The following is a 24,950-nucleotide window of genomic DNA, read 5'->3' on the forward strand; positions in this document are numbered from 1 at the left end:
CGGCATCCCTCACGGAGTGTCACTAGCGCCCCACGGTGAGACAGCACTACGGTGCCGCAGGAGCAGCGACGAGGGAGGCACGTGCGCAGGCGAGGAGAACCGCGGACCCTGTCCCCGGAGGCGCGGCGGGTCGTGGCCGACCTGGAGCGCGACGGCGTCGCCAGCACCAGCGTCGAGGCCCTCCTCGGCAGCGCCGCCCTGCTCGAGGACGTCCTCTCACGCACCGACGACCTCATCGCGGACCAGTCCGCCGACATCGTGCGCCGCCGCCGCCTCGTCGCCGGTGGCGAACCCACCGGCTGGGCCGGGCCGCTGCACGACCCGCACGCCGTCGAACTCCTCGGCGCCCACCCGCCCGTGGACCCCGAGGACCCCTACACGCGCTTCCTGCGCCACGCCCAGGTCGCCGGGGTCGCCGGCGCCTACTGCCGCCGCGACGTGCGCGTCCTGGACATGAACGGCCTGCTCACCCTGGCCGCGGCACCGGTCCGGCCCACCGACTGGGCACGGACCGCCGCCGGCCCCTCGCTCGAGGTCGCCCTGCACCTGACGGGCGTGGACGAGGGCACCGGCCCGCTGCACTACGTGCGGGCCTCGCACCGCCGGCGCGGCGCCCGGCGGGTCCGTCACCTCGAACGCAGCGGGCACCGCCTCGAGGACCCCGACCTGCTGCGGGAGTTCGGCGACGCCGCCCACGTCGTGCTGCACGGGGGCGCGGGCACGGTGGTCTTCTTCGACCCCCGCGGCCTGCACCGCACCGGGCGCCCCACCACCCGCGACCGCCTCGTCCTGCACGGTCGGTTCGCCACCCGCAGCGCCGACCGCACCGTGCTGCTCCCCGCGGACGCGGGGCCGCGCAGCGCGCTCGCCGACTCCGCGCTGGCCTAGCGTCCGAGCAGCTTGTCGATCAGGCGGGCGAAGAAGCCCTTCCTGACCGGCTCGACGACCGGTGCCGCAGGGGCCTCGACGCGCACCGGCGGCACGACGCCCGCGCTGCGGGGGGCCTCCACGACCGGGGCGGGCTCCGCGACGACGGGCTCCGCGACGACGGGCTCGGGGGCCTCGACGACCTCCTCCTCGTGCACGCGGGCGGGGCTGCTCAGCGTGCCCTTGAGCTCCTGGTCGGGGGTGTAGCTCGCCTCACCGAGGATCGACGCGGCGAAGAGCAACGCGGAGGCCTGGACGGGCGCGACGGTCTGCGCGCCGCGGACGGCGGTGTCCGGGGTTTCGTCGATCGTGGACATGCAGGCGTCTCCCCTGGTGCGGCCGGTCACCCCGACGGTGACCGCTGATCCCCTCATCGACCCTCGCGCCGCGGCGCTGGAGCGGCGGGACCGGCTACCACCCGGATAGCCGCACTGGGATCCTCCCCCCATGGACACCTCGGCCCTCAACCACTCCTTCACCATCGCCCTCCCCGCCTGGGTCGACGACGAACTCGCCGACGTCCCCGACGCCCTGGCGACCCGCGAGGACCGGATGGCCCTCGTCCACCGCCTCGCCGCCCGCAACTTCCGCGAGGGCAACGGCGGCCCCTTCGCCGCCGTGGTGGCCGACTCCACCACCGGGGAGATCGTCTCCGTGGGCGTCAACGTCGTCCTCTCCACCGGGATCTCCTCCGGGCACGCCGAGGTCACCGCCCTCGGCCTGGCCCAGGCCCGCACCGGGTCGTGGGACCTCGGCGCCGACGGTGCCCGTCGCGAGCTCGTCGTGAACTGGCGTCCCTGCGCCCAGTGCTACGGAGCGACCCTCTGGTCCGGGGTCCGCACCCTCGTCGTCGCCGGTTCCGGCCCGGAGCTGGAGGAGATCAGCGGTTTCGACGAGGGCCCCGTCCGCGACGACTGGGCCGAGCAGTTCGAGGCCCGCGGCATCGCCGTCGTCTCCGACGTGCTCCGCGAGGAGGCGCTGGCCGTCTACCGCGACTACGCCGCCCACGTCAGCGCCACCGGCGCGACCGTCTACAACGCCCGCAACGACTGACCCCACGGTAGTTCTGCAGCCATCGGCCAACACGCCGCGCGGGACCCCCGCTCCGACGGCGTGTCGGCCGATGGTTGCAGAACCGCTGCGGGCCAACGACTTGTCCACAGGGCCCCCGCCGTCGAGCCCCGGATCGTCCACCCTTGAGCGGTGGATGCGGACGCGGCGGTGGGCCGCTGCGGGGGTGCTGCGCGCTGGGACCGGCTGCGTCACCTGACCACCGCGGATCGACTCCGCACCGCGGTCCGCCGAGGGGTGCTGCGGCGTCCGCTGCCCGGGCTCTACGCCCTCCCGGGGTGCCCGGCCGACGTGCTCGCTGCCGCTGCCGTCCGGGGCGTCCGCTCCTGCCACACCGCCGCGACGGCACTCGGCCTCGCCGTGGTCGATGCGCCGCCGGTTCCGCACGTGACCGCCGGCCGCGGCTCGACGACGGTCTGGCGCGCAGCCCTGGTGCACCGCCGCGACGTCACCGACCTCGACGGCTGCACCGATGTCCTCACCACCGTCCTCGACTGCCTGCGCTGCCTGCCGCGTCGCACCGCCCTGGTCCCCCTCGACGCCGCCCTCGCCGCGGGCCGCGTCTCCTGGGAGGACCTGGACCTCGCCGCGAAGGGGATGAACCGCAACGACGACCGCCGGAAGCTGCTGGCCATGGCGGACGAGAAGTCCGGCTCCCCGCTGGAGTCGATCGGGCGCTACGACCTGCTGGAGGCCGGGTACTCCCTGCAGACCCAGGTGGTGCTCGACCCCGCAGGACGGGTCGACTTCCTCATCGACGACTGGCTGGTGGTCGAACTCGATGGTCGCCGCACCCACGACGACCCCGTGCAGTTCGCGGAGGACCGCCGCCGCGACGCCGAACTCACCCGCCGGGGCTTCGTCGTCCTGCGCTTCACCTGGACGGCCGTCGTCCGGCGCCGGGAGTGGTGGCTGCAGGTGGTCGCGGACGTCCACGTCCGGGGCCCGCGCTCATGAGGGCCACCCCGCGGCCGATGGAGGGGACGTGCGTGCACCCGAGTCCGAGGAGCTGCGCCCCGGAGACTTCGTGAAGGTGCGGGGCACGACGAACCCCGCCCACCACGGCGGCCGGGCCGTCGTCGTCGCGGTGCACCGCGCGCCCGGCCCGCCCTGGCACGTCGTCTCGCTCGACGTCCGCTACTCCGCCCGGGGCAGCGCGCTGCGCGTCGACCTCGGGGAGCGCGGGGAGCTCGCCCGCTGGGACACCCCGTGGCAGCCGGAGCACACGGTCGAGAACGAACCGCACGACTTCCTCTCCCCCGGCGCGGCCGACGCCTCCGCCCCCGTCTCCCGGCGCAAGCTCGTCGTCGGCGCGCTCGCCGTCCTGCTGCCCCTGACCGCGCTGGGCGTCTGGGAGCACGAACGTCCCGACACCGACCCCAACCCCGTCGTCGTCCAGCGGGCCTTCCAGGAGGGGGTCCGCGGGACGGGCACCGCGACCGCTTCGACGTCGCTCGCCGCCCCGACGCCGACCGCGACGACCCGCACCGCGGCGGCCGAGGTCGTCGTCGCCTGGGCGGCCGGCCCGGTGCCCGTGGTGGCCGGCGCCGAGGGCCAGAACCCGACCCCGCTGGCGGGGGTCCTGCCCGCCGAGGGGTGCCGCGACGCCTACGTGCGCGACCTGATGTCGTACCTGCCGATGGGTCAGCGCGTCGACGTCGCGGGCGCGGGCTGGTACCGCACCGACGACGGGATCGACGTCAACGCGGAACTCGTCCGCACCGGGGTCGCCGTCCCGGACGCCACGACGGCCGGTTCCAGCGCGACCGACGCCGCGAACCTGGCGACCCTGCACGACCTGGCGGCCGACGCCCCGCACGACTGCAGCTGACCGGAACGGGTGCCGCGGCGACGAGAGCACGACGAGCGAAGAGGGTCCGCTTCGCCTCCCACGCGAGGCGGACCCTTCGCACGACGGCGTCAGAAGCGGTCGAGCCCCCCGGCACGGAACTTCGGCTTGAGCACCCGGCTCTGCTCGCGTTCGTGCTTCGCGCGGAGGGCCCGGACCTGCTGGGCGGAGACCCGGAGCCGGCCGGCGAGCTCGGGGTCGAGGGACTCGACCTCGACGGCCAGGCTCGAGAGCCTCTCGGGGTCAGCGTGCGTCGAGCTGTTCTTCGCCTTCTTGAGTTCGGTTTCGGCGTCCTTGAGCAGTCCTGCGTCGGTCATGACGGCAACCTTGCCTCACCCACCGGACGAGCGAGTACCGGAGGAGCGACGTAGCGCCGCCCGCCAGGGTCCGATGCGTCCAGACCCCGGACGTCGACGTGCGGAGGATCACCGAGCTTCACCGCTTGCGGGCGGCTCGCAGACGCCGGCCACTCACCCCCGCCAGCAGGCCACCGCACACCAGCTCGACGACCTCGAGGACCTGGGTGCGGGTGGTCAGGTCAGACCGCAGGAAGGTCAGACCGGCGATCGACAAGAGCACCATCAGGGATCCGGAGACGACGACGACGCGAAGCCCGAACCGCTGCTGACGGGTCAACGGCTCTCCCGGGATCGACACGTCGACCTGTCTACCGCGTGGCGGCGGATCGCGCAGGTGACCACCCAGGACGGCGCACGGTCATCCCGCTGTCGTCGAGAGCACCCGAGGTCGATGAGCACCGGCCGGCCGGCCGCGTCGACGAGGACGTGGTCCGGGCCGAGCTCGCCGTGGACGAGGCCGTGGGTGGACCCCTCACGAGGCTCGACGGCCGCGGCGCGCCGGCGCAGCGAGTCCTCGACCCGCTCGGCTGCTGGGGCCAGGCGCGGTTCACGAACAGCGGCGGCCATCCGCAGCAGGAAGCCTCGGAGTTCGCCCAGGAGCGGGACCGCCGAGACTGGATCGTCGGCGAGCACCGCCTCCGGGGAGCGACCGGGTCACCTCCGGCGACCTCCCCGGGCCGGCCCGGTTCCTGCGGAGCGCGTGACGCTCTCGAGCGCCGCCTCCACGAGTTCCCCGACGGCGGCGGGCGAGTAGTTCCGTTCGACGTGCGCCCGCGCCCGCGGCGCGAGTTCCGCCCGGAGTTCCAGACCCCGCAGCACCGCCGCCGCGAGGTCCGCGGGTCCGGTGGAGGCGGCGATCGTGCGGGGGTCCAGCGAACCCGCGACCTCCGGGTTCGCCCCGACGGGGGTCGCCACGACGGGGACCCCGCTGGCGAAGGCCTCGACGGTGACGATGCCGAAACCCTCCATCTCCAGGGTGGGCAGCACGAAGAGGTCCGCGGCCCGGTACAGCTCGGGCAGGTCCGCGTCGGCCACGAAACCGGGGAACACCACGTGGTCGGCGATCCCGAGTTCGCGAGCCCGACGACGGAGTTCCTCGGCGAGGTACCCGGTTCCGCCGACGACGAGCTGCACCCCGGGGTGTTCGGCCCGCAACGCCGGCACGGCGGCCAGCAGGTTCTCCAGCCCCATCCGCCGGACGAGGCGCCGCACGGTCAGCAGCACCGGTGAACCCGTCAACCCGAAACGAGCCCGGGCCGCGGCCGCGGAACCCGGCGCGAACCGGGGCAGGTCGACGGCGAGCGGGACGACGTCGACGCGGGCCCGGACCCCCGGGTGCACCTGCTGCAGCAACCGCCGCACGTACCAGCTCGTCGCCAGCGTCCGGGCGGAACCCTCGATCGCGACGCGTTCGGCCCGGCGGGTGAGGTCGGCGACCGCTCCGGACGCGACCCGGGCGAAGGGGTACTTCCCGCCGGCCGCGTCGAGTCGCACCTCGAGCGAGGACGGCGCGTGGAAGCGGAGCACGGTGCGCTCGCCGAGTCCCGCACGGACGGCGGCCGCGGCGTGGAACGTCGAGTGGACGTAGACCGCGTCGAAACCCTCGCGGGCGTCGAGCGAACGCAACCACCCCGGAACCTGCAGCGTCGTCGTCAGCGGGTGCGCGTAGTAGCCGCGGCTCCCCCGCGCGGGGGCCGGGTGGCGCAGCAGCCGGTAGTGCCCCCGGTCCTCGACGAGGGGCTGGGCCGGGTCGTGCCGGCGGACGAGGAGCGTGACCTCGTGGCCGCGGCGGGCGAGTTCGTCGACCTCGACCAGGACCGAGGACGCCACGCCACCACGGTGCTCGGGCGGAACTCCGTCGGTGATCACGAGCAGGTGCACAGGGGCAGCCTGCCAGACCCGCGGAACCTGCCGCCGCGAGCCGGGCGCGGGAACCTCAGGGAACGGGGAAGCGCGGCAGGAGACCGGCCCGCTCGAAGCCGATCAGTGCGGCACCGACCCTCCCGGCGTCGGTCCCCCACCGGGCTCTCGCGAGCGGCGGCGGCGCGCGCCAGACGAAGAGTTCCGCCAGCGCCGCGGCCAGCGGCTCCAGCAGCAACGGCCCGGCCCCGGAGACCCCACCACCCAGCACCACCTCCGCGGGGTCGAAGAGCATCGTCAGCCCGTGCAGGGCCAGCGCCAGGGCCTCGACGGCGTCGCGCCACACGGCGTCCGCGTCGGCGTCGCGGCCCAGCAACCCCACGACGTCGGCGGTGGTCACCGCGTCCCGCCCACCGCGGGCCAGGTAGCGCCGGACGACGGCCGCCCCGGCCGCGTAGGCCTCGAGGCAGCCGCGCTGACCGCACGGGCAGAGTTCCCCGCCGGCGTGGACGACGACGTGGCCGAACTCCCCGGCCGAACCCGAGGAGCCCTCGACGACGCGGCCGCCGACGACGAGCGCCGCGGCGATCCCGGTCCCGATGGGCACGAACGCGAAACTCCCGCTCGCGCCGGAGGCGAGGTGCTCCGCCCGCCCCGCTGTGCGCGCGTCGTGCCCGACGGCGACGGGCAACCCGGTGAACTCCTCCAGCGTCGCCCGCAGCGGGTAGGAGTTCCAGCCGAGGTTCGAGGCGTAGACGATCGTGCCGCTCGATTCGTCGACCGTCCCGGGGGTCACGACCCCGACGGCCACGGGTTCCGCCCCGGCGGCCCGGGCGTCCTCGGCCAGCACCCCGAGCAGCGCGCGCAGGTTGTCCTCGGGGGCCTGCCCCGGCGAGACGGTGGGACTGTGCCGCAAGGAGACCGTCGATCCGTGGAGGTCCACGACCGAACCCTTCAGGCCGGTTCCGCCCACGTCGACCGCCAGCACGGTCGGACCGATATCCACCCGGCGACCCTAGCCCACCACCCCCCACCCGGCCCGCCCGCTCACCCCCGACGGCGATCGTGCAGGGACTCCCAGCGAGCTCGCGGTGCGACGTCGGCGACCGCACGAGACGACGGGGGAATCGGAGGGAGGAGCTGCCTGGTTCGCCGACCTGGAACTCTCCGGCGGCATCGTGCTCGACCAGGTGGTCCACGACCTCGACCTCGCCCCTCAGGCAGGTGTTCGCCGTGCGGGGCACGAACGACGGGAAGCTGTCGACGTCACGTTCGTGGTCCACCGGTCCGGAACTCGCCGGCGGCGGCGCGCTCGTCGACCACGTCGTGCACGTGGCCGACCTGCTCGACGCGTGGCTGGGCGCGGAACCCGTCTCGGTGACGGCGGTGACCAACCGCGTCGGGAACGCAGCCGGTGGCCGCCCGCTGCAGCTCCCCCACGGCGCGGACCCCGACGCCGTGCGTTCGGGCGTCCAGCCGCAACCGGACACCGGGGTCGGGATGCGGACGACCCGGATCGTGCCGGCGGCTCAGGAGTCCGCGCGCAGCGGGCGCACCGTCGCCTGCTGAGCCAGCCGTTCCAGGTCCGCGAGGCGGGAACCGGGCCACCCGTGGACGAGTTCGCGCCAGGCCGGGGGAACGGCCCCGGCACCCCAGCGGGCCCCGAGCAGCCCGCCGGCGATCGCGGCCACGGTGTCGGTGTCGTTCCCGCCGCGCACCGCGTCCTCGAGGGCGAGGCGGAAGTGCCACGCGGGGTCGGCCGAGGGGACGGGGGTCGTCACGATCGCCGACCACGCCGCCTGCAGCGCCTGGACCACCCAGCCGTTCTGCGGGAAGTCGCGGGGCCGGGAGACCTCGGCGACGTCGATGCGCCCCGCCCACAGGTCGCGGCGGGATCCCGGCAGGAGGTCGAGTCCACCGCGGAGGTCGAACTCCCCCGCCAGGACCGCGTGCCGCACCGCCGCGCACCACAGGACGCAGGCGTCACCGGCCTCCGGGTCGGCGTGGGTCAGGTCGCTCACGGCCCGGGCGCTCACGGCCAGCTCCTCGGGGGAACCGCCGTCGTCGAGGTGGGCGAGGACGACCGGCGCCGTCCGCATCAGCGACCCGTTCCCGGCCGTGCGCCCCGTCTCCGCGTGCAGCGCAGCGGCGGCGGCGCGGCAGTCCGAAGCCGTGAACGGGGCCTGCAGCCGAGCCAGGACGGCGCGGGTCTGGGCCCCCACGTCCTGGGCGTCACGCGCCCACCCGACCCAGGCGGCCACGATCCCGTCGAGGGTCGCGTCGTCGGTGAGGGGGCGACCGGCCGCGACGGCCTGCAGGACCGGTACCGCCATCGAGGTGTCGTCGGTCCACTCCCCGGGGGCCCAGTCGAACACCCCGCCGCCCACCATCGCCACGGGCGTCCCGTCCGCGAGGGGCGGACCGAACTCGTACCCCGCGCCCAGCGCGTCCCCGCAGGCCGTTCCCGCGACGATCCCGGCGGCTCTCGACCCGTCCACGTCCACCTCGGCGTCCACGGGGTCATCCTCCCCCGCACGGACGAACGGTGCCGGGTGGGCCGGGCGGGTGACGTCCGGGGAAGGTTTCGGGGGTCGTCCCGCAGGAGCGTGCGGTGATCCACCGGTGCGTCGTGTCGTCCCGCTCCGGGTGCTCCTGCTCGCCGCCTGCGAGGAGACCCCGGCGGCGCCGGGGACGACGCACCTGCAGGCCTTCGACCACGTGGAACTGCCGCCCTGCTCCCCCGACCTGCCGGGCCTGTCCGGACCGGTCCTGGTGCGGCACGTGACGACTCTGCACCTGCCCACCGGATCGGTGCTCGCCGCCGACGGCTGCACGGCCGCGGCCTTCCCCGAGGGCGGGCCGAGCCCGTTGTGCGTGATCCGCTCGAGCGACGGGGTCGAGGACGGGATCGTGTTCAGCACCGGGATCGGTGACGGCGGGTACCCGACCTACGCTGGCCGCGACGCGGACGGGAACGTGGTGGCGCTGCTCGACGACGGGGGCATGCCCCGGGCGACGGCGGGGGTTCCGGGGACCCCGCCGCCGGACTACGTGGAACCGGACTACGCGGGACCGGCCCGAGGGGAACGAGCGTCCTCGACCAGCTCGACCGCGGCGCCGACGGTCCGCGCGGCCTCGTCGGTGTCGACCCGGGCGAGGACCATGGCGCTGACGACGAGGGCGGCGCAGACCCGCGCCAGCCGGTCCTGGTCCTCGGCCGACAGCGACGGCGCGTGGGCGGCGACCCCGCGGGCCATGGCCGCGTGCAGTTCCCGGCGGTAGCCGAGCACCACGTCGGCGATCTCGGGCTCACGTCCGATCGGGGCCGTCGCGGCGTTGAGCAGCAGGCAGCCGCTCTGCAGGGCCGGGACGCGTCCGCCGGCGAAGACGGCGCGCAGGCCGTGGAGGTAGTCGAACAGTGCCCCGGGCTGCACGTCGGGCCCGGCGAGCGGTCGCAGCCGCGGCCGGATGACCTCGTCGAGGTAGCTCTGCACGGCGGCGTCGAACAGCCCGCGCTTGCTGCCGAACGCGTGGTAGAGGCTCGAACGGCGCAGTCCGGTGGCGATCTCGATCTCCGGGACGGAGACGTCCTCGAACCCCCGGTCCCAGAACAACGCGCGCACCGCGCGCACCACCTCGTCGGTGTCGAACGTCTGGACTCTTCCCACGTGGCGCCCCCTCTCGGGAGCAGTCTATAGTGGAATGACCGTTCCAAAGACTTGAGGAGTCCTCGTGCTGATCGCCGCCCTGACCGTGACCGGCATCGCGGCTCTCGTCCACGTGTACGTCTTCGTCCTGGAATCGCTGCTCTGGACCACACCGCGGGCGCGGGCGATCTTCGGTCTCGACGAGCAGACGGCCCGCACGACGGCTCCGATGGCGTTCAACCAGGGTTTCTACAACCTGTTCCTCGCCGTCGAGATCGTCGCGGGGATCGTCGTGCACGCCACCGGCCGGCACACCGTCGGCGCCGTCCTCGTGCTCGTGGGGACGCTGTCCATGGTGGGAGCGGGGATCGTCCTGCTCGCCTCCGACCGCTCCAAGGTCCGCCCCGCACTGATCCAGATCCTCCCCGCGCTCATCGGCAGCCTGCTGTTGATCGCATCCCTCACCACCGACTGAAGGAGTCAGTTCCTGTGACGTCCAGCACTCAGGTCCAGCTCGTGAACCGCCCCCAGGGGTGGCCGACCGCGGACGACTTCCGCACGGTCACGATCGAACTCCCCGACCTCGGCCCCGGCCAGGTGCGGGTCCGCAACGAGTTCGTCTCGGTCGACCCCTACATGCGCGGCCGGATGAACGACGTCCGCAGCTACGTCCCGCCGTACGCCCTCGGCGAGACGATGACCGGCGGCGCCATCGGCCACGTCGAGGAGTCCACCAGCGAGGACCTCCCCGTCGGTTCGCTGGTCGTCCACGGCTTCGGCTGGCGCGACGTCGCCCAGGGCGACGCGTCGGGCTTCCGCAGGGTCGACGCGATCCCCGGCGCCCCGAACTCCCTGCACCTCGGTGTCTTCGGCATGATCGGCATGACGGCGTACGCGGGCCTCACCGCGGTCGCCGGCCTCCGCGAGGGGGACACCGTCTTCGTCTCCGGTGCCGCGGGTGCCGTCGGGACGGCCGTCGGCCAGATCGCCCGCCTGCTCGGCGCGAAGACCGTCATCGGTTCGGCGGGCACGGCCGAGAAGGTCGCCCTGCTGCAGGAGAAGTACGGCTACGACCGGGCCGTGAACTACAAGGAGGGCGCGATCCGCGAACTCCTCGCCGACGCCGCCCCCGACGGCATCGACGTGTTCTTCGACAACGTCGGCGGCGACCACCTCGAGGCTGCGCTCGACGCGTTCAACGACCACGGCCGGGCCGCGTTGTGCGGGTCGATCTCGCGGTACAACGCCACCGGGCCCGCCGCCGGGCCGGACAACCTCTCGAACCTCGTCACCCGCAAGCTGACCCTGCGCGGGTTCATCGTGGGTGAGCACCAGGACCTCGCCGGGGAGTTCGGCACCCGCATGGCCGGCTGGTTCTCCGAGGGGAAGATCGCCTACGACGAGACCGTCGTCGACGGGATCGAGAACTCCGTCGAGGCGTTCCTGTCGATGATGCGTGGCGCCAACACCGGGAAGATGCTCGTCCGCGTCTGATCGCCGTTCAACGCAGAAGAGCGCCGGTGACCGTGAGGTCACCGGCGCTCTTCAGTTCGTCATCACATCGGGGGCATGAGCACCGAGTCGACGAGGTACACGGTCGCGTTCGAGGTCTGCACGTTGCCGCAGATCACGTTCGTGGAACCGTCGATGGTCAGCTTGTCCGGCGTGCCGGCGACCTTCACCTCGCCACCCTGCACGGTCTTGACCGTTCCGGCGTCGAGCAGCTGCTGCGGGTCCATCTTCCCGGCCACCACGTGGTAGGTCAGGACACTGGTCAGCGTCTTGGCGCCCTCGGGCGTCTTCAGGGACGCGACGGTGTCGGCGGGCAGCTTCGCGAACGCGGAGTCGACCGGGGCGAACACGGTGAACTCACCGCTGTTCAGGGTGTCGACGAGGTTCACGTCCGGGTTCAGCTTGCCGGAGACGGCGGCGACGAGCTGGGTCAGCAGCGGGTTGTTCGACGCAGCGGTCGTCACGTTGGCGGCAGCCATGCCGCCGACGGAACCGGCACCGCTGGGAACCTGGGCGGCGTAGTCGGCGCAGCCGGGGCCGATCGGGTCGGTCGAACCGGCCATCGCGGCGCTCGAGGTCATCGACTCGCTCGGGGACGCCATCGAGGAAGTGGTGCTGCTGCTGGTGCTGGAACTGGTGGTCGAGCCGGCGGTGTCGTCGGAACCGCCACAGGCCGAGAGGCCAAGACCCAGCGCCCCGGCCAGAGCCAGGACCGAGAAGGTGCGCTTGCGAGTCGTGGTCATCATCAGTGGAACTCTCCTCTGTGGTTCGTGTCCCACCGCGTCGCGGTGGGTTCTCGCTTCCACCCTGCATTCGTCGCCGCGGGCCCGGGGGTTTGGTGCAGTCCGCCACAGATCCTGGCGCACCGATCCTGACGGGATGTGGACGCAGAAGAGCGCCGGTGACCGTGAGGTCACCGGCGCTCTTCAATTCGTCATCACATCGGGGGCATGAGCACCGAGTCGACGAGGTACACGGTCGCGTTCGAGGTCTGCACGTTGCCGCAGATCACGTTCGTGGAACCGTCGATGGTCAGCTTGTCCGGCGTGCCGGCGACCTTCACCTCGCCACCCTGCACGGTCTTGACCGTTCCGGCGTCGAGCAGCTGCTGCGGGTCCATCTTCCCGGCCACCACGTGGTAGGTCAGGACACTGGTCAGCGTCTTGGCGCCCTCGGGCGTCTTCAGGGTCGCCACGGTGTCGGCGGGCAGCTTCGCGAACGCGGAGTCGACCGGGGCGAACACGGTGAACTCACCGCTGTTCAGGGTGTCGACGAGGTTCACGTCCGGGTTCAGCTTGCCGGAGACGGCGGCGACGAGCTGGGTCAGCAGCGGGTTGTTCGACGCAGCGGTCGTCACGTTGGCGGCAGCCATGCCGCCGACGGAACCGGCACCGCTGGGAACCTGGGCGGCGTAGTCGGCGCAGCCGGGGCCGATCGGGTCGGTCGAACCGGCCATCGCGGCGCTCGAGGTCATCGACTCGCTCGGGGACGCCATCGAGGAAGTGGTGCTGCTGCTGGTGCTGGAACTGGTGGTCGAGCCGGCGGTGTCGTCGGAACCGCCACAGGCCGAGAGGCCAAGACCCAGCGCCCCGGCCAGAGCCAGGACCGAGAAGGTGCGCTTGCGAGTCGTGGTCATCATCAGGTCGTAGCTCCTCAATGGTGTTTCACCGTCAGGACCGGCGGTGAATCGTTCGTACAACTTCTCTTCGGCGCCGACCCGCCAGGGGATTGGTGCCTCGTCCACGGTCGACCGGTCTGCCGACGACCGCACGCCCAGATCGCCGGTAGTGACAATCCGTTACCAGATCGTTGCTACGAGTGAAAAGGATGCGACGGGGTCAGACGACGGTGAAGAACTTGCTGGGCTGTCCCGACGAACCGTCCGGGATCGGCTGCACGACGTCCTCGGTCTGCACCTGCCCCGTGCCGTCCGTCGAGCGGACCCGCACCGTGTGACTGCCCTTCTCGGCGTTGTCGTAGGCGTAGGTCCACTGGACCCAGGTGTTCGCGTTCACCGACGGGACCAACGTGGCCTCGGCCCAGTCCCCGTTGTCGAGGGACACCTCGACCTTGCTGATCCCCCGCGTCTGCGCCCAGGCGACCCCGGCGATCGGCACCGTCTGACCCGAGGCGATCATGGCGAAGGAGGCGGGGACGTCGATGCGGGTGGCCGTCTTGATGGGCGCCTTCTGCGCCCAGCCGCGGTCCGTCCAGTAGGCGGTCTTCGCGTCGAACCGGGTGACCTCGATGTCGGTGATCCACTTGCAGGCCGAGACGAAGCCGTAGAGGCCGGGGACGATCATGCGGGCCGGGAACCCGTGGACGTCGGTCAGCGGCTCACCGTTCATGGCGACGGCGATCATCGAGTCGCGGCCGTCGGTGGCGTCCGCCACCGGGGTCGAGATGGTGAAACCGTCGACGGAGGTGGAGTACAGCATGTCCGCGTCGGCCTTGATCCCGGCCCGGTCCAGCAGCGTGGTCAGGGGTACGCCGAGCCAGCGGGCGTTGCCGACGAGGTTGCCGCCCACCTCGTTCGACACGCAGGTCATGGTCATCCACCGTTCGACGAGGTCCTCCTTCAGGAGGTCGTCGAAGGTCACCGTGACCTCGCGGTCGACCATGCCGTGGATGCGCAGCGTCCACGAGGAGATGTCGACCTGCGGCACCGAGAGGGCGGTGTCGACGCGGTAGAAGTCCTTCGCGCTCGTCACGTACGGCGTGATCCCGTCGATCGAGTCCAGCCCCGGAGGCAGCGTGGGCGCCGCCGAGACGGGTTTGGGCAGCACGATGTCGGCGCGCGAGGCGGCCACGGACTTCGAGCGGTTCACCAGGACGCCACCACCGGCGGTGACGGCCGCCGCGCCGGCGACGGCACCGAACAGCACCGACCGGCGCGACAGCGGTCCCCGCGCGGACGGGGCGCGGCCGGTCAGGGCGCGGATCAGCAGCACGAGGGCGGCGGCCCCGGCCAACGTCCCGACGGCGGACGGCATCCAGCTCAGCGAGGTCGCGTCCGGACGGTGCACGCTGGCGCCGACGGCCGCGAGACCCAGGAGGACGACGAGGCCGAGGCCGACCCGCAACCAGCGCAGCGCGACGAGGCCGATGACGGCGAAGAGGATCACCAGGGTGGCGTAGAGACTGCCCAGCAGGACCGCCTTGTCGGACTGCCCGAACTGCCGGATCGCCCACTCCTTCAGCCACTCCGGCGTCCGGGCGATGAACTCCTGCCCCACCCCGTAGACGGGGTCGGCCGAACGGGTGACGAGCGTCGCGAGCAGCGCACCGACCCCCAGGGTGGTGGCGCCCGACAGGAGACCGGCCAGCACCGCCAGCAACCGTCGACCGTGTCGCCCCTGTCGTCCCGGAGCCTGCGGTCCTCGTTCGCGTTGCTTCAGCACGCCGTTCTCCCTTCCGTGCCGCAGCGAGCTGCCGGGGCACCACTCCTCTGTTCGGAGCGGGGAGTCCTCTGGATCCTCGCGTCACCCTGCGGGTGCGTCCTGCGGGTGCGTGTCGCGTCGGGCAGAGGCGTCGACGTGGACGCGACCGTCGAGCGGGGTGCCGCCTCGTCGGCGGACCACGGCGATGGTCAGGACGAGCACGACCCACCCGGGCCAGGCCAGGACGGTCGCCTCGGCACCCTGCTGGGCCGGGAGCAGGAACGCCGCGAGCAGCAGCGAGGTGGACGCGTTCATCGCCCCGTGGGCCAGGGCGCCGGCCCAGACCGTCCCGGTGCTCTCCCTGACCCGCGCGAGCAGGGTTCCGATCAGCACCGTGCTGAGCACCATCAGGGGGATGCTCACCGGGCTCGTCGTGCCGTAGTTGTAGCCCAGCAGCAGCAACGGGGCGTGCCACAGACCCCACAACGCGCCGTTCAGCAGGTTCGACCGCACCGGCCCCAGTGGACGCAGGGCGTGGAACAGGAAACCCCGCCAGCCGATCTCCTCCCCCACCGCGGTGACGCCGATGACCACGGTCGTCAGCGGGATCGCCAGCAGCGAGGACGACGCGTCGGGGTTCACCCGGAGGTCGACCAGCCCCGCCGCGGCGGCCACGAGCATCGACGCCGCGGCCAGCGCGATCCCGCCGCCGGCCGCGGCGAGCGCCCGCAGCGCGGTGCGCCGCCAGGACAGCGGACCGACGAGGCCCAGCACCTGCAGCGGGTTCGCGGGGCGCAGGACGCCGAACACCGTCACGAGGGCGGCCAGGGTGGGGGTCGTCATGACGACGGCCCCGATGACGAAGAAGTGCGGGTTCTGCAGACCACCGCCGAGGTGGAGCGGGAGGCTCGCCAGCCAGGCCCCGCCGAGGGCCAGGACGGCGAACAGACCCACCGCCCGCCAGGGGACCGTGCGCTCGACGGTCACCGGCGACGCACCCGGGCCACGACGAGGGCGGTGGCGCAGCCCAACGTCACGAGACCGCAGGCGATGCCCACGGCGAGCGGCAGGACGCCGGCGGACGCCAGCACGTTCAGCAGGACCGCGACGGTGAGCACGGCCCACAACAGGGGGACGGCGGGACCGCGGTGCAGGTTCGTCGGTTCGGACACGGGGAGCTCCTCGGGTGGGGGTCGTTCGGTACCCCTCGACCCTGCTGCGGCGCACGGGGGCCGGACGATCCCCCGCGCTACCCGGGCGAGGTGCAGCAGGCTGTACTCCTCACCCGTCCCTGGCCACAACAGCGGAGACCAGCGGACACCGGCGCCGTCGACCTCGTACCGTCGCGGCGTGCCCGTGGAACCCCCCGAGAACCCCAGCGCCCTGTCCGCGCTCCGCCGGGGCACCGCCACGACCAGGGCGGCGGTCACCCGTCTCGGGGGCGGCCTCGGAACCTCCTTCCTCGCGGGTCTCCTGCTGGTCTGGGTCGTCGTCGTCGGGGTCCTGTGCGTGGTCGGGATCGGTCTCCTCCTGGTCCCCGGCGCCCTGCGGACCCTGCGCCGCCTGGGCGATCGGGAGCGTGAACGGCTGCGGCGCAACCGTTCCACGATGCTGCCGGCCGGCCCCGTCCCGTCCGGGTCGCATGCGGCGGTGCGGGACGCGGCGGTGCGGCGGGAACTGCTGTGGCTCCCCGTGCACGCCACCTGGGGCCTCCTGCTCGGTCTCGTCGGGGTCCTGCTGCCCGTCTACGCGCTGCGCGACCTGTCGTTCCCGTTGTGGTGGAGGGTGGTTCCCGCGGACGTGGACGCCTCCCCGTGGTGGTGGACGGTGGACGGCTGGCCCTCCGCCGCTGCGGTCGCCCTGCTGGGTCTCGGGTGGGCGGCGCTCACCGTGGGGACCTCCCCGCGGTTGGCGCGGTGGCAGGCCGCACCGGGGCTGACGTTGCTGGCTCCGCCGCCCGGCACCGACCTGTCCCTGCGGGTGGCGGAGCTGAGCGCGACCCGCGCCGCCGCCCTCGACGCCCACGTCGCGGAACTGCGCCGCATCGAGCGGTCGCTGCACGACGGGGCGCAGAACCGGATCGTCGGGGTCACGGTGCTGCTCGGTGCGGCCCGCCGTTCCCTGAACCGTCCCGGTGCCGACCCCGCCACGACCGACGAACTGCTGGAACGGGCCCAGAGCGCCGCCGAACAGGCGCTGGCGGAACTGCGCAGCGTCGTCCGGGGGATCCTGCCGCCGGTCCTGGAGGACCGGGGTCTCGCGGGGGCGGTCACCGGCCTCGCCGCGGCCTGCCCGGTGCCGTGCCACGTCGAGGTCGACGTCCCGGGCCGGTGCCCGGCCTCGGTCGAGGCGACGGCCTACTTCGTGGTGGCCGAGGCGCTGACGAACGTGGCCCGGCACAGCGGCGCCCGTTCCGCCACGCTCACCGTGCGACGCCGGGGGGCGGAACTGCTGGTGCGGGTCACCGACGACGGCCGGGGCGGGGCCGACGCGGCCGCGGGGTCGGGGTTGTCGGGGATGCTGCACCGCGTCCGCGCCCACGATGGCAGGCTGGAGCTGACCAGCCCACCCGGTGGTCCGACCGAGGTGGAGGTGTGGTTGCCGTGCGCATCGTGATCGGCGAGGACGACGCGCTGCTGCGCGAGGGGCTGGCCCTGTTGCTGCGGGCCGAGGGCCTGGACGTCGTCGCGACGGCGGCCGACGCCGAGGAACTCCTCGCCGCCGTCGAGGAACACCTGCCCGACGTCGCGATCGTCGACGTCCGGATGCCCCCCACCCACACCGACGAGGGGATCCGGGCCGCCGTCGAGGCCCGTCGCCGGCACCCGGACCTCGCGGTGCTGGTGCTGTCCGCCTACGTCGAGCAGGCGTTCGCGACGGAACTCCTCGCGGGGGGCGCACGCCGGCTCGGGTACCTGCTGAAGGAACGGGTCGGGCGCGTGGAGGAGTTCCTCGACGCCCTGCACCGGGTCGCCGAGGGCGGGACCGCGGTCGATCCGGAGGTCGTCGGGCAACTGCTCACCCGGACCCGCCCCGACGCCGGGCTGGACCGGTTGTCGGCGCGCGAACGCGAGGTGCTGGAACTCATGGCCGAGGGTCTGGGGAACTCCGCCATCGCGTCGCGGTTGTTCGTCACCGACGGCGCCGTGCACAAGCACATCCGCAGCATCTTCGCGAAGCTCGACCTCTCCCCCACCGACGAGGTGGACCGCCGGGTGGCCGCCGTCCTGCGGTTCCTGCGCACCGCGGAACAGAGGTAGTGCAGGCACCACCCCAACCCGGTCGCCTGCGGGACTGACCCGCGCGCCGGGTTCCGGTGGACTGCTCGGCATGACCACCACTGCCCTGCGGGTCCGCCCGCCCGGGGTCGTCTCCCGGCACCCCCTCGTCGCGTTCTTCACCCTCGCCTTCGGCCTCAGCTGGCTGGCGTGGATCCCGTACGTGCTGTCCGGCAACGGACTCGGGGTCCTGCCCTTCTCGTTCCCGGCCCTCCTGGGAACCTCGCAACTCCTGGGCGTCCTCCCCGGCGCCTACCTCGGCCCGGTGACCGCGGCCTTCGTGGTGACGGCTCTCGTGGAGGGACGCCCGGGTCTGCGTTCCTGGCGCGGCCGGCTGCTGCGCTTCGGCGTCGGCTGGCGGTGGTACCTCGGGGTCGGCGTCGTCGTGCCGGTCTCGATCCTCGCGGCGACGTTCGTGCTCCCGCAGGCGTGGGAGGCGGTGCGCCCGGTCGGCGTCCTGCTGCTGGTGAGCTACCTGCCGATGCTCGCGCTCCAGGTCGTCACGACCGCGCTCGCGGAGGAACCCGGGTGGCGCGACTTCGCCCTGCCCCGCCTGCAGACGCGTTTCGGCGCGGTCCCCGGAACGGTTCTCCTCGGCCTGCTCTGGGGCGCGTGGCACCTGCCGCTGTTCCTCACCGAGTGGGGCGGCTGGCCCGACGTCTCCTGGACGCACCCAGTGTTGTTCACCGCGTCCTGCGTGCCGCTGAGCCTCGTGATGACCTGGGTCTTCAACCGGAGCGGGCAGAGCGTCCCGCTGGTGATGCTGCTGCACGCGGGGATCAACAGCACCTACACCCTGTTGTGGCCCGCGATCTTCCCCGCGCTCGACGGGGACCAGGACACGCTGGTGGTGCAGTTGTTCGCCACCACCGTCGCGACGCTGGTGCTGATCGTCGCCACCCGGGGCCGGCTGGGGGCACCCACCCGGCCCTGAGCGCGACGACGCCGGTCAGTCCTGCGCGACGTAGGACCCGAACCTCGTCGCCGCCGCCGCGGGCACCGAGGGTTCGCCACCGAACACGACGCCGGTGGTGAGGGGTTTCGCGGCGTCCAGCGCGGTGAGCGCGGCCGCGGCCGAGGTCGACAAGTCGGGGCCGCTGGTGAGCAGCAACGGCCCACCGAGCAGACCCATCGCCGCGGAACCCACGAGCGCGTCGGGCCAGTTGTCACCCGTCGCGACCCCCGCGGCCTTGGTCGCGGTACCCGTCGTGAACTTGCGGGCGACGAGGTTCGCGGTGTCGAACCGGTCGACCCCGACGATGGCCCGCGCGGAACTCCCGCCCGAGGCGGGGAGGGTCTTCGCCGCCTGGGCCGCGACCCCGCCGACGGGGACGACCCGCGCACCCGTCGCGTCGTGCGCGGCGAGGTAGGCGGCGGTGGCGGCGGGCATGACGGGGCCGTCGGTGAGCAGGACGATCCCGCCGGTGCGGGCGGCCAGCGCCGACACCGCGAGGCCGTCGGGGAAGTTCACCCCGCTGGCGAGGTAGATCGGTGCGGTGTCGGTCCCCGGAGCCCGGGCCGTGACCTCGTCGGCGATGCGGGCGGCCGTCTCGAACCGGTCGTCACCCGAGAGCCGCACGACGCTGAAGTTCGGCGACAACGCCGCGAGGGAGGTCGCGACCCCGGTGGAGACGGTTCCGCTGCCGCCGAGGACGTAGATCGTCCCGCCGGGCGCGAGGACGCGCGAGATCTCGGTCCCCACCGCCGGGGTGAGCTTGTCGGACTCGGTGAGCAGCAGCGGCGCCGACGTCGCCGAGGCCAGGCGGGCCCCGGCGAGCGCGTCCGCGTACTTGTACCCGGCCGAGACCACGACGGCACCCGCGGAACCCGTCGTCGGGAACAACGCCTTCGAGGAGTTCACGGCCGTCTCGAGGCGGTCCTTGCCGGAGAGCCGGCTGACCGGGACGTCCAGGACGGGTTTCTTCACGGTCGCGTACGGCGTCACCGCGGTGGACGCCGCCGACGCGGTCCCCGTGCCGAAGGAGTTCGTCGCGGCGACGGTGAACGTGTACTTCGACCCGTTGGTCAGTCCGGTGAGGACCTGGGTCGTGGCCTGCGTGGCGGAGAACGCGACGGGGGTCTGCGCGACGCCGTCCTTGTACGGGGTGACCTTGTACCCGCTCACCGCGGGGGTCGTCGCGGGGGTGGTCGTGGACGCGGCTGCGGCGACCCAGGTGACGACCGCACGCCCGTCGCCCGCGACGGCCGTCGGCACGGCCGGGGCGGCCGGGAGGGCGCCGACCGTAAGGGTGATGACCTGGTCGTCGTGCTCAGCGCCGCTCGCCGCGCGAACGGTGAACGTGAAGGTCCCCGCGGCCTTGGGGGTTCCGGACAGGACACCCGTTCCCGCGTTTAGGGCGAGCCATTCCGGCGAGGTCTGGTCGACGAAGGACCACGTCGGCGTGGGCGTCCCGGACGCGGTGAGCTGGAAGGTGAACGGAGTGGCGGCGGCGGCGGTCGTCGGGGCGACCGAGGTGATCCTCGGCGGGACCGCGGTGGCGGTGGACTTCAGCTTCGCGACGCTGGTCGCGTCGACGGCCCAGAGGTCTCCACCGGAGATCGTGGTGACGGCGGTGGGAGTCTGAAACCCCGTCCCATCGGGGTCGTCGATCGTGACGGGCGAGACGACGCCGGACGTCATCTTCTCGAACCCGGCGGCCGAGTCGGTGAGGAAGAACGTGCCGACGAGGTCGACGGCAAGCGAGGTCACGATCCCGGGGCTGCTCCCGGTCGACCCGACGAGCGAAAGGGTTCCGTTCGCGGTGGCCGGGGTCGTGCTGGTGACCGGGGTGGGCGTTTCTGCCGGGACGACCTTCACGAGGGCGCGGTTCCCGGCGTCGGCGACGAACACGTTGCCGCGGGCGTCGACGGTGACCGCTGACGGGGCGGAGAGAGTCGAACTCAGGGCCGGACCCGGCTTGGCCGGACCGGCTGACCCGGTTCCGGCGAAGACCGCGAGGACCCCACCCGGGGTGACCCGCTCGACCTGGTTGTTGCCGGAGTCGGCGATGAAGAGGTTGTCCGCGGCGTCGACGGCCAGACCCTGGGGGTTGTTGAGCAGCGCTCCCTTCGCGTTGGCGGTGCCGCTGGTGGTCCCGTTGGTCGGCGCCCCCGGGACACCCGCCTGCCCGACGATCACGTTCAGCGGGGCAGGCGTGGCCGGAGGTGTAACCGGAGCGGGGGTCGGCGCGATCACCGTGGTGTCGATCTTGACGACGACGTGGTTGCCCTTGTCTGCGACGTAGAGGATCTTCCCGTTCGTGGACAGAGCGAGGCCCGACGGCTTGTCGAGCAAGCCATTGGACGGGAGCCCAAAGGTCCCGGACACGCCAGCCACCACGCTGACGGCGGGGGCCGGCGTGCCGTTCGGCACGATCTTCCGCACGACGTGGTTCCCTGCGTCAGCGACGTAGACGACGCCGTTCGCGTCGACGACCACAGCGCTCGGCTTGTCGAGGCTCGCGGTCCGGCTCCCCATGACGACCTTGAAGCCCGGATCGGCCGCAGCCTGCGCGCTCGCCCCACCGGCCACAGCGGCCGCGGGCAACGACATCGCGAGCAGCCAGGTGGCGGTCCGGCGCAGTCGACGCGGGACGGGGGTGCGCGTGGAGGCAGGGGTCACACCGGTCCATCGGCAGCGGCCGGGCGGACGTGAAGCGCAGGGCCCAGGACCGCACCGGCGAAACTTCTAGATACTTCAACCCTCACAAATTCGCGCGGTCCCGGAACTCAGCATCGACGGTGCCGACGCCGAAGGTCCAACCAGAGGGCAGCAACGCGGTCGTCCAACCCTGGTCGACCGATCCGTTCGAAGGGGATTGCGGTGTCGCGAGGACTCGAGCACGAGAGCGGTACGGGGAAGCCCGGCCGGCGTTCGTGGTTCGCCGACCGGTCCGTCGGCACGAAGATCACTGCGGTGGTCGTGCTGGGCACGGTCGTCTCCGGGACGGTGCTGGGGGTCGGGCTGACGGGACTGCACAGCGTCAGCGACCGCGCGAGCGCCACCTACGAACGGTCGACGGTTCCCAACGCCGAGCTGGCCGGCGTCCGCGCCGCGAGCCTGCAGACCCAGCGCGACCTCGCGAACCTGGCGCTCGCCTCGGACGACGTCGCCTACGCCGACCTGAAGACCCGCATCGGCGAGGACGACACGCAGCTCGACGCCCGCGTGAAGAGCTTCGAGGGACGTTCCCTCACCACCGCGCAGCGGCAGGCGCTGAAGCGCTTCGACGTCTGGTGGAGCGCGTACCGCAACACCCGCGACGACTTCCTGCTGCCCTTCGCCGAGTCCGGTGACCGGGAGAGCTTCCAGACGCTCTACCTGGGGAACCTGTCCGTGCTGGCCGCGAACGCGTCGTCGGAACTCTCGACCCTGGAGTCGCTCGGCGCGAAGACCGGTGAGGCGTCGTCGGCCGCGGCGCAGGACACGTACCGCCAGGCGCGGCTCGCGATGATCCTCACGATGGTGGTCGGGCTCGTGCTCACCGCCGTGCTCGCCCGGATCATCGTCCGCCGCATCGTCGGGCCGCTGCGCAAGGTCAGCGAGGTCCTGGAGCGGGTCGCCAACGGCGACCTCACCGCCACCGCGGAGATCGACCAGCGGGACGAGGTCGGCACCATGGCGAGCGCCCTCACCTCCGCGACGAGCAGCATGCGCCGCACCGTCGCCGCCCTCAGCGCGGAGGCCTCGGCCCTCGCGTCGTCCGCCGACCGCCTCACGGCGACCAGCCAGGGGATCGCCGACGGCGTCGGCAGCGTCTCCCAGCGGGCCGCCGAGGTCGCCGGTACCGCGGGTGCGGTCAGCGCCCACATCGCCGGTGCCGCAGCGGGTACCGAGGAGATGGGGGTCTCGATCCGGGAGATCTCCTCGAACGCCTCGAACGCCTCCGCGGTGGCCGAACGGGCCGTGGAACTCGCCGAGACCACCCGGGCGACGATGGACGCGCTGGGAACCTCCTCCGGTGAGATCGGCACGGTCGTCAAGACGATCACCGCGATCGCGGAACAGACGAACCTGCTCGCCCTGAACGCGACGATCGAGGCCGCCCGCGCCGGGGAACTCGGCAAGGGTTTCGCCGTCGTCGCCGGCGAGGTCAAGGAACTCGCCCAGCAGACCGCCCGGGCGACGGAGGACATCTCCCACCGCGTCGAGGCGATCCAGTCCGACGTCACCTCCGCGATGGGCGCGATCGGCTCGATCGGTTCGGTGATCGCGGAGATCAGCGACTACCAGGCGACCATCGCGGCCGCCGTCGAGGAACAGGCCGCGACCACCCAGGAACTCAGCCGCAGCGTCGCCGACGCCGCCCACGGCGCGGAGGACATCGCGGGGAACATCGGTTCCGTCGCCGGTGCCGCGACGACCGCCGGGAACGGGGCGCTGGAGTCCGACCGCGCCGTCCGCGAACTCGCCGAGATGGCCACCCGCATGTCCACCGCCGTCAGCCGCTTCCAGTTCTGACGCGCCCCGAGATCAGGAGAAGCCCATGGTCAAGGTTCTCGGCCGGCGCCGCACGCGCACCCTCACCGCCCTCGTCCTCCTCGCGGCCACCGGCACGCTGACGGCCTGTTCGGACGGTCCGACGACGGCCTCGACCGCCGGCTCCGCGTCGACGGCGTCCCCTCACATCGCGTTCCTCGCGGAGAAGACCTCGCTGCGCTACGAGGCGTCCGACGTCCCGAACTTCCAGATCGACGTCGCGAAGTCGTGCCCCGGCTGCACGGTCGACGTCTACTTCGCCTCGACCCAGGACGAGCAGAACCAGCAGGCGTCGAAGGCGCTGAGCGACGGCGCGACCGTCCTCGTCGTCGCACCCAAGGACTCCGCGGGTGCGGCGACCATCGCCCAGCAGGCGACGTCCGGCGGGGCGAAGGTGATCTCCTACGACAGCCTCATCAAGGGGTCGGCGATCGACGCGTTCGTCACCTTCGACAGCGGCAAGGTCGGGGCGATCGGCGCCCAGGCCGTCCTCGACGCCAAGCCCGCCCCGGGGGCGGTCGTCGTCGAGCTCGACGGCGACGCCGGCAACAGCAACGCGGCCTGGGTGGCCTCGGGGGCGAAGTCGGTGCTCGACGGCAAGATCACCACGGGATTCCAGGCCTGGGTCCCGGAGTGGTCCGCGGACAACGCCGAGATCGCGATGAAGCAGGCCATCCAGCAACTGCACGGCACGCCGATCGCGGGCGTCGTCGGCGCCAACGACAGCATCGCCAAGGGAGCCGCGAAGGCCCTGCGCGAGGCCGGCTGGACGGGAACCCTGCCACCCATCAGCGGCCAGGACGCCGACGTGGCGGCCATGCAGCGCCTCCTCACCGGCGAGCAGGCCGTCACGGCCTACAAGCCGATGCCGCAGCTCGCCGCGGCCGCGGCCGACATGGCCCTGGCGTTGGGACGCGGGGAGGCCGTCACGACCACCACGACCACCGACAACGGCGCCGGCGCGGTGCCGACGACGCTGCTGCAGCCCACCGCCGTGACCGCGTCGAACCTGGCCACCACCGTCATCGCGGACAAGTTCACGACGGTCGAGGCGCTCTGCGCCGGGTCGGCGAGCCAGGCGTGCGTGACCGCGGGGCTGCGGTCCTGAGACGGAACTCCGTGGACGTGCGACGTCCGGCGGCTCACCGGTCACCCGGGAGCCGCCGGACGTCGCGCGTGGGGGCCTAGGCGTCCTCGAAGGTCGCGTCGTCCTCGAGCAGCTCCACCGCGGCGTGCGCCCGGTTGAAGAAGTCGACGGACACCAGCACGGCCGCCTCAGCTCCCTGCCGGGTGATCACCACGGGCTTCTGCACGATGCCGTCGATCGCCGCGGTCAGCTCGACGTCGGAGACGTCGGCGTGCGGGTAGATCGCGGCGGCGGGGTCTTCGAGCGCGTCCCGGCGGAAGTCGTCCGCCCGCTCTCGAGCCTCTGAGTAAGCGCTTCCTTCCAGTGAACGCTTCTCCTGGTCAGCCTGGAGCTCCAGATCCATGCAGCCACGATAGTCGGGTCCCGCCCGCCGTGACCTGTCAGCTGCTCACCGGCTCCGCCGGACGGAGCACGGACCCGCCGGCGGCCACCGCCGGGTGA

The 24,950-nt window shown here is 73.0% G+C and carries 27 protein-coding genes and 1 pseudogene; 13 read left to right on the top strand and 15 right to left on the bottom strand.

Annotated elements, in window-relative coordinates:
* Positions 1-81: 81 nt before the first annotated feature.
* On the top strand, positions 82-888 hold the full coding sequence (locus SJY07_RS10420) for a phytanoyl-CoA dioxygenase family protein (RefSeq protein WP_380158890.1): 807 nt from the start codon (positions 82-84) through the stop codon (positions 886-888).
* Here SJY07_RS10420 and SJY07_RS10425 read toward each other — a convergent pair.
* Positions 885-1,244 carry a hypothetical protein gene (locus tag SJY07_RS10425; RefSeq protein WP_380158892.1) on the bottom strand — a complete coding sequence of 120 codons (360 nt, stop codon included), beginning with the start codon at positions 1,242-1,244 and terminating at the stop codon, positions 885-887. The two genes, SJY07_RS10420 and SJY07_RS10425, sit on opposite strands and share 4 nt — an antisense overlap.
* Before the next feature lie 130 nt (positions 1,245-1,374).
* Between SJY07_RS10425 and SJY07_RS10430 the strand changes: the two genes are divergently transcribed.
* The 3 genes from SJY07_RS10430 to SJY07_RS10440 all read left to right on the top strand — a co-directional run bounded on the left by SJY07_RS10430 (position 1,375) and on the right by SJY07_RS10440 (position 3,829).
* Positions 1,375-1,980 (top strand): nucleoside deaminase, encoded by a 606-nt coding sequence (locus tag SJY07_RS10430; protein WP_380158894.1) that lies wholly within the window; start codon positions 1,375-1,377, stop codon positions 1,978-1,980.
* Between the two features lie 150 nt (positions 1,981-2,130).
* The gene (locus SJY07_RS10435; RefSeq protein ID WP_380158896.1) at positions 2,131-2,955 is read left to right on the top strand and encodes a DUF559 domain-containing protein; all 825 of its coding nucleotides are present in this window, start codon (positions 2,131-2,133) and stop codon (positions 2,953-2,955) included.
* Between the two features lie 28 nt (positions 2,956-2,983).
* Positions 2,984-3,829 (top strand): hypothetical protein, encoded by an 846-nt coding sequence (locus SJY07_RS10440; RefSeq protein WP_380158898.1) that lies wholly within the window; start codon positions 2,984-2,986, stop codon positions 3,827-3,829.
* A gap of 89 nt (positions 3,830-3,918) precedes the next feature.
* Here SJY07_RS10440 and SJY07_RS10445 read toward each other — a convergent pair whose 3' ends face one another.
* From SJY07_RS10445 to SJY07_RS10465, 5 genes are all read right to left on the bottom strand, one after another.
* On the bottom strand, positions 3,919-4,164 hold the full coding sequence (locus tag SJY07_RS10445; protein WP_380158900.1) for a hypothetical protein: 246 nt from the start codon (positions 4,162-4,164) through the stop codon (positions 3,919-3,921).
* 118 nt (positions 4,165-4,282) lie between these two features.
* Positions 4,283-4,504 carry a hypothetical protein gene (locus SJY07_RS10450; protein WP_380158902.1) on the bottom strand — a complete coding sequence of 74 codons (222 nt, stop codon included), beginning with the start codon at positions 4,502-4,504 and terminating at the stop codon, positions 4,283-4,285.
* The gene (locus SJY07_RS10455) at positions 4,480-4,773 is read right to left on the bottom strand and encodes a phosphotransferase (RefSeq protein WP_380158904.1); all 294 of its coding nucleotides are present in this window, start codon (positions 4,771-4,773) and stop codon (positions 4,480-4,482) included. The genes SJY07_RS10450 and SJY07_RS10455 overlap by 25 nt, the downstream gene beginning before the upstream one ends.
* An 87-nt stretch (positions 4,774-4,860) precedes the next feature.
* Positions 4,861-6,087: a glycosyltransferase family 4 protein gene (locus SJY07_RS10460; RefSeq protein ID WP_328294333.1), complete on the bottom strand. Its 1,227-nt coding sequence runs from the start codon at positions 6,085-6,087 to the stop codon at positions 4,861-4,863.
* 55 nt (positions 6,088-6,142) lie between these two features.
* The gene (locus SJY07_RS10465; protein WP_328294332.1) at positions 6,143-7,072 is read right to left on the bottom strand and encodes an ROK family protein; all 930 of its coding nucleotides are present in this window, start codon (positions 7,070-7,072) and stop codon (positions 6,143-6,145) included.
* Between the two features lie 227 nt (positions 7,073-7,299).
* Here SJY07_RS10465 and SJY07_RS10470 point away from each other — a divergent pair, with 227 nt between their 5' ends.
* Positions 7,300-7,635, top strand: a complete 336-nt coding sequence (locus SJY07_RS10470) for a hypothetical protein (RefSeq protein WP_380158907.1) — start codon at positions 7,300-7,302, stop codon at positions 7,633-7,635.
* Here SJY07_RS10470 and SJY07_RS10475 read toward each other — a convergent pair.
* Positions 7,596-8,582 carry an ADP-ribosylglycohydrolase family protein gene (locus SJY07_RS10475; RefSeq protein ID WP_380158909.1) on the bottom strand — a complete coding sequence of 329 codons (987 nt, stop codon included), beginning with the start codon at positions 8,580-8,582 and terminating at the stop codon, positions 7,596-7,598. The two genes, SJY07_RS10470 and SJY07_RS10475, sit on opposite strands and share 40 nt — an antisense overlap.
* Positions 8,583-8,940: 358 nt before the next feature.
* Here SJY07_RS10475 and SJY07_RS10480 point away from each other — a divergent pair.
* A pseudogene (locus tag SJY07_RS10480) lies at positions 8,941-9,042 on the top strand (DUF4241 domain-containing protein); the annotation flags it as partial.
* A gap of 86 nt (positions 9,043-9,128) precedes the next feature.
* Here SJY07_RS10480 and SJY07_RS10485 read toward each other — a convergent pair.
* Entirely contained in the window at positions 9,129-9,734 is a 606-nt protein-coding gene (locus tag SJY07_RS10485) for a TetR/AcrR family transcriptional regulator (protein WP_380158911.1), read from the bottom strand.
* A 64-nt stretch (positions 9,735-9,798) separates the two neighbouring features.
* Here SJY07_RS10485 and SJY07_RS10490 point away from each other — a divergent pair, with 64 nt between their 5' ends.
* Complete coding sequence (locus tag SJY07_RS10490) at positions 9,799-10,188, top strand: DUF1304 domain-containing protein (RefSeq protein WP_380158913.1); 390 nt, start codon at positions 9,799-9,801, stop codon at positions 10,186-10,188.
* 14 nt (positions 10,189-10,202) lie between these two features.
* Complete coding sequence (locus tag SJY07_RS10495) at positions 10,203-11,207, top strand: NADP-dependent oxidoreductase (protein WP_380158915.1); 1,005 nt, start codon at positions 10,203-10,205, stop codon at positions 11,205-11,207.
* Positions 11,208-11,269: 62 nt separating this feature from the next.
* Here the strand turns inward: SJY07_RS10495 and SJY07_RS10500 are convergent, their stop codons facing one another.
* The 5 genes from SJY07_RS10500 to SJY07_RS10520 all read right to left on the bottom strand — a co-directional run bounded on the left by SJY07_RS10500 (position 11,270) and on the right by SJY07_RS10520 (position 15,777).
* Complete coding sequence (locus SJY07_RS10500) at positions 11,270-11,968, bottom strand: fasciclin domain-containing protein (RefSeq protein ID WP_380162260.1); 699 nt, start codon at positions 11,966-11,968, stop codon at positions 11,270-11,272.
* A 194-nt stretch (positions 11,969-12,162) separates the two neighbouring features.
* A complete protein-coding gene (locus SJY07_RS10505; RefSeq protein WP_380162262.1) occupies positions 12,163-12,861 on the bottom strand; it encodes a fasciclin domain-containing protein in 699 nt (232 codons plus the stop codon).
* 202 nt (positions 12,862-13,063) lie between these two features.
* A complete protein-coding gene (locus SJY07_RS10510; RefSeq protein WP_328294324.1) occupies positions 13,064-14,626 on the bottom strand; it encodes a molybdopterin-dependent oxidoreductase in 1,563 nt (520 codons plus the stop codon).
* Positions 14,627-14,707: 81 nt separating this feature from the next.
* Positions 14,708-15,592, bottom strand: a complete 885-nt coding sequence (locus SJY07_RS10515; RefSeq protein WP_328294323.1) for a type II CAAX endopeptidase family protein — start codon at positions 15,590-15,592, stop codon at positions 14,708-14,710.
* Positions 15,589-15,777, bottom strand: a complete 189-nt coding sequence (locus tag SJY07_RS10520; protein WP_328294322.1) for a hypothetical protein — start codon at positions 15,775-15,777, stop codon at positions 15,589-15,591. Before SJY07_RS10520 ends, SJY07_RS10515 begins: the two co-directional genes overlap by 4 nt.
* Before the next feature lie 178 nt (positions 15,778-15,955).
* Between SJY07_RS10520 and SJY07_RS10525 the strand changes: the two genes are divergently transcribed.
* From SJY07_RS10525 to SJY07_RS10535, 3 genes are all read left to right on the top strand, one after another.
* On the top strand, positions 15,956-17,221 hold the full coding sequence (locus tag SJY07_RS10525; protein ID WP_380158917.1) for a sensor histidine kinase: 1,266 nt from the start codon (positions 15,956-15,958) through the stop codon (positions 17,219-17,221).
* Positions 17,209-17,865, top strand: coding sequence for a response regulator transcription factor (locus tag SJY07_RS10530; RefSeq protein WP_328294320.1), 657 nt, complete (start codon positions 17,209-17,211; stop codon positions 17,863-17,865). Before SJY07_RS10525 ends, SJY07_RS10530 begins: the two co-directional genes overlap by 13 nt.
* 70 nt (positions 17,866-17,935) lie before the next feature.
* The gene (locus SJY07_RS10535; RefSeq protein WP_380158920.1) at positions 17,936-18,817 is read left to right on the top strand and encodes a CPBP family intramembrane glutamic endopeptidase; all 882 of its coding nucleotides are present in this window, start codon (positions 17,936-17,938) and stop codon (positions 18,815-18,817) included.
* 15 nt (positions 18,818-18,832) lie between these two features.
* Here the strand turns inward: SJY07_RS10535 and SJY07_RS10540 are convergent, their stop codons facing one another.
* A complete protein-coding gene (locus tag SJY07_RS10540) occupies positions 18,833-21,505 on the bottom strand; it encodes a cell wall-binding repeat-containing protein (RefSeq protein ID WP_380158922.1) in 2,673 nt (890 codons plus the stop codon).
* A gap of 201 nt (positions 21,506-21,706) precedes the next feature.
* Between SJY07_RS10540 and SJY07_RS10545 the strand changes: the two genes are divergently transcribed.
* Entirely contained in the window at positions 21,707-23,344 is a 1,638-nt protein-coding gene (locus SJY07_RS10545; RefSeq protein ID WP_380158924.1) for a methyl-accepting chemotaxis protein, read from the top strand.
* Positions 23,345-23,369: 25 nt separating this feature from the next.
* A complete protein-coding gene (locus SJY07_RS10550; RefSeq protein WP_380158926.1) occupies positions 23,370-24,470 on the top strand; it encodes a substrate-binding domain-containing protein in 1,101 nt (366 codons plus the stop codon).
* A 76-nt stretch (positions 24,471-24,546) separates the two neighbouring features.
* Here the strand turns inward: SJY07_RS10550 and SJY07_RS10555 are convergent, their stop codons facing one another.
* A complete protein-coding gene (locus tag SJY07_RS10555; RefSeq protein ID WP_328294315.1) occupies positions 24,547-24,852 on the bottom strand; it encodes a hypothetical protein in 306 nt (101 codons plus the stop codon).
* Between the last annotated feature and the right edge of the window lie 98 nt (positions 24,853-24,950).

Source organism: Kineococcus sp. R86509, from assembly GCF_042466365.1.
Lineage (GTDB): Bacteria > Actinomycetota > Actinomycetes > Actinomycetales > Kineococcaceae > Kineococcus.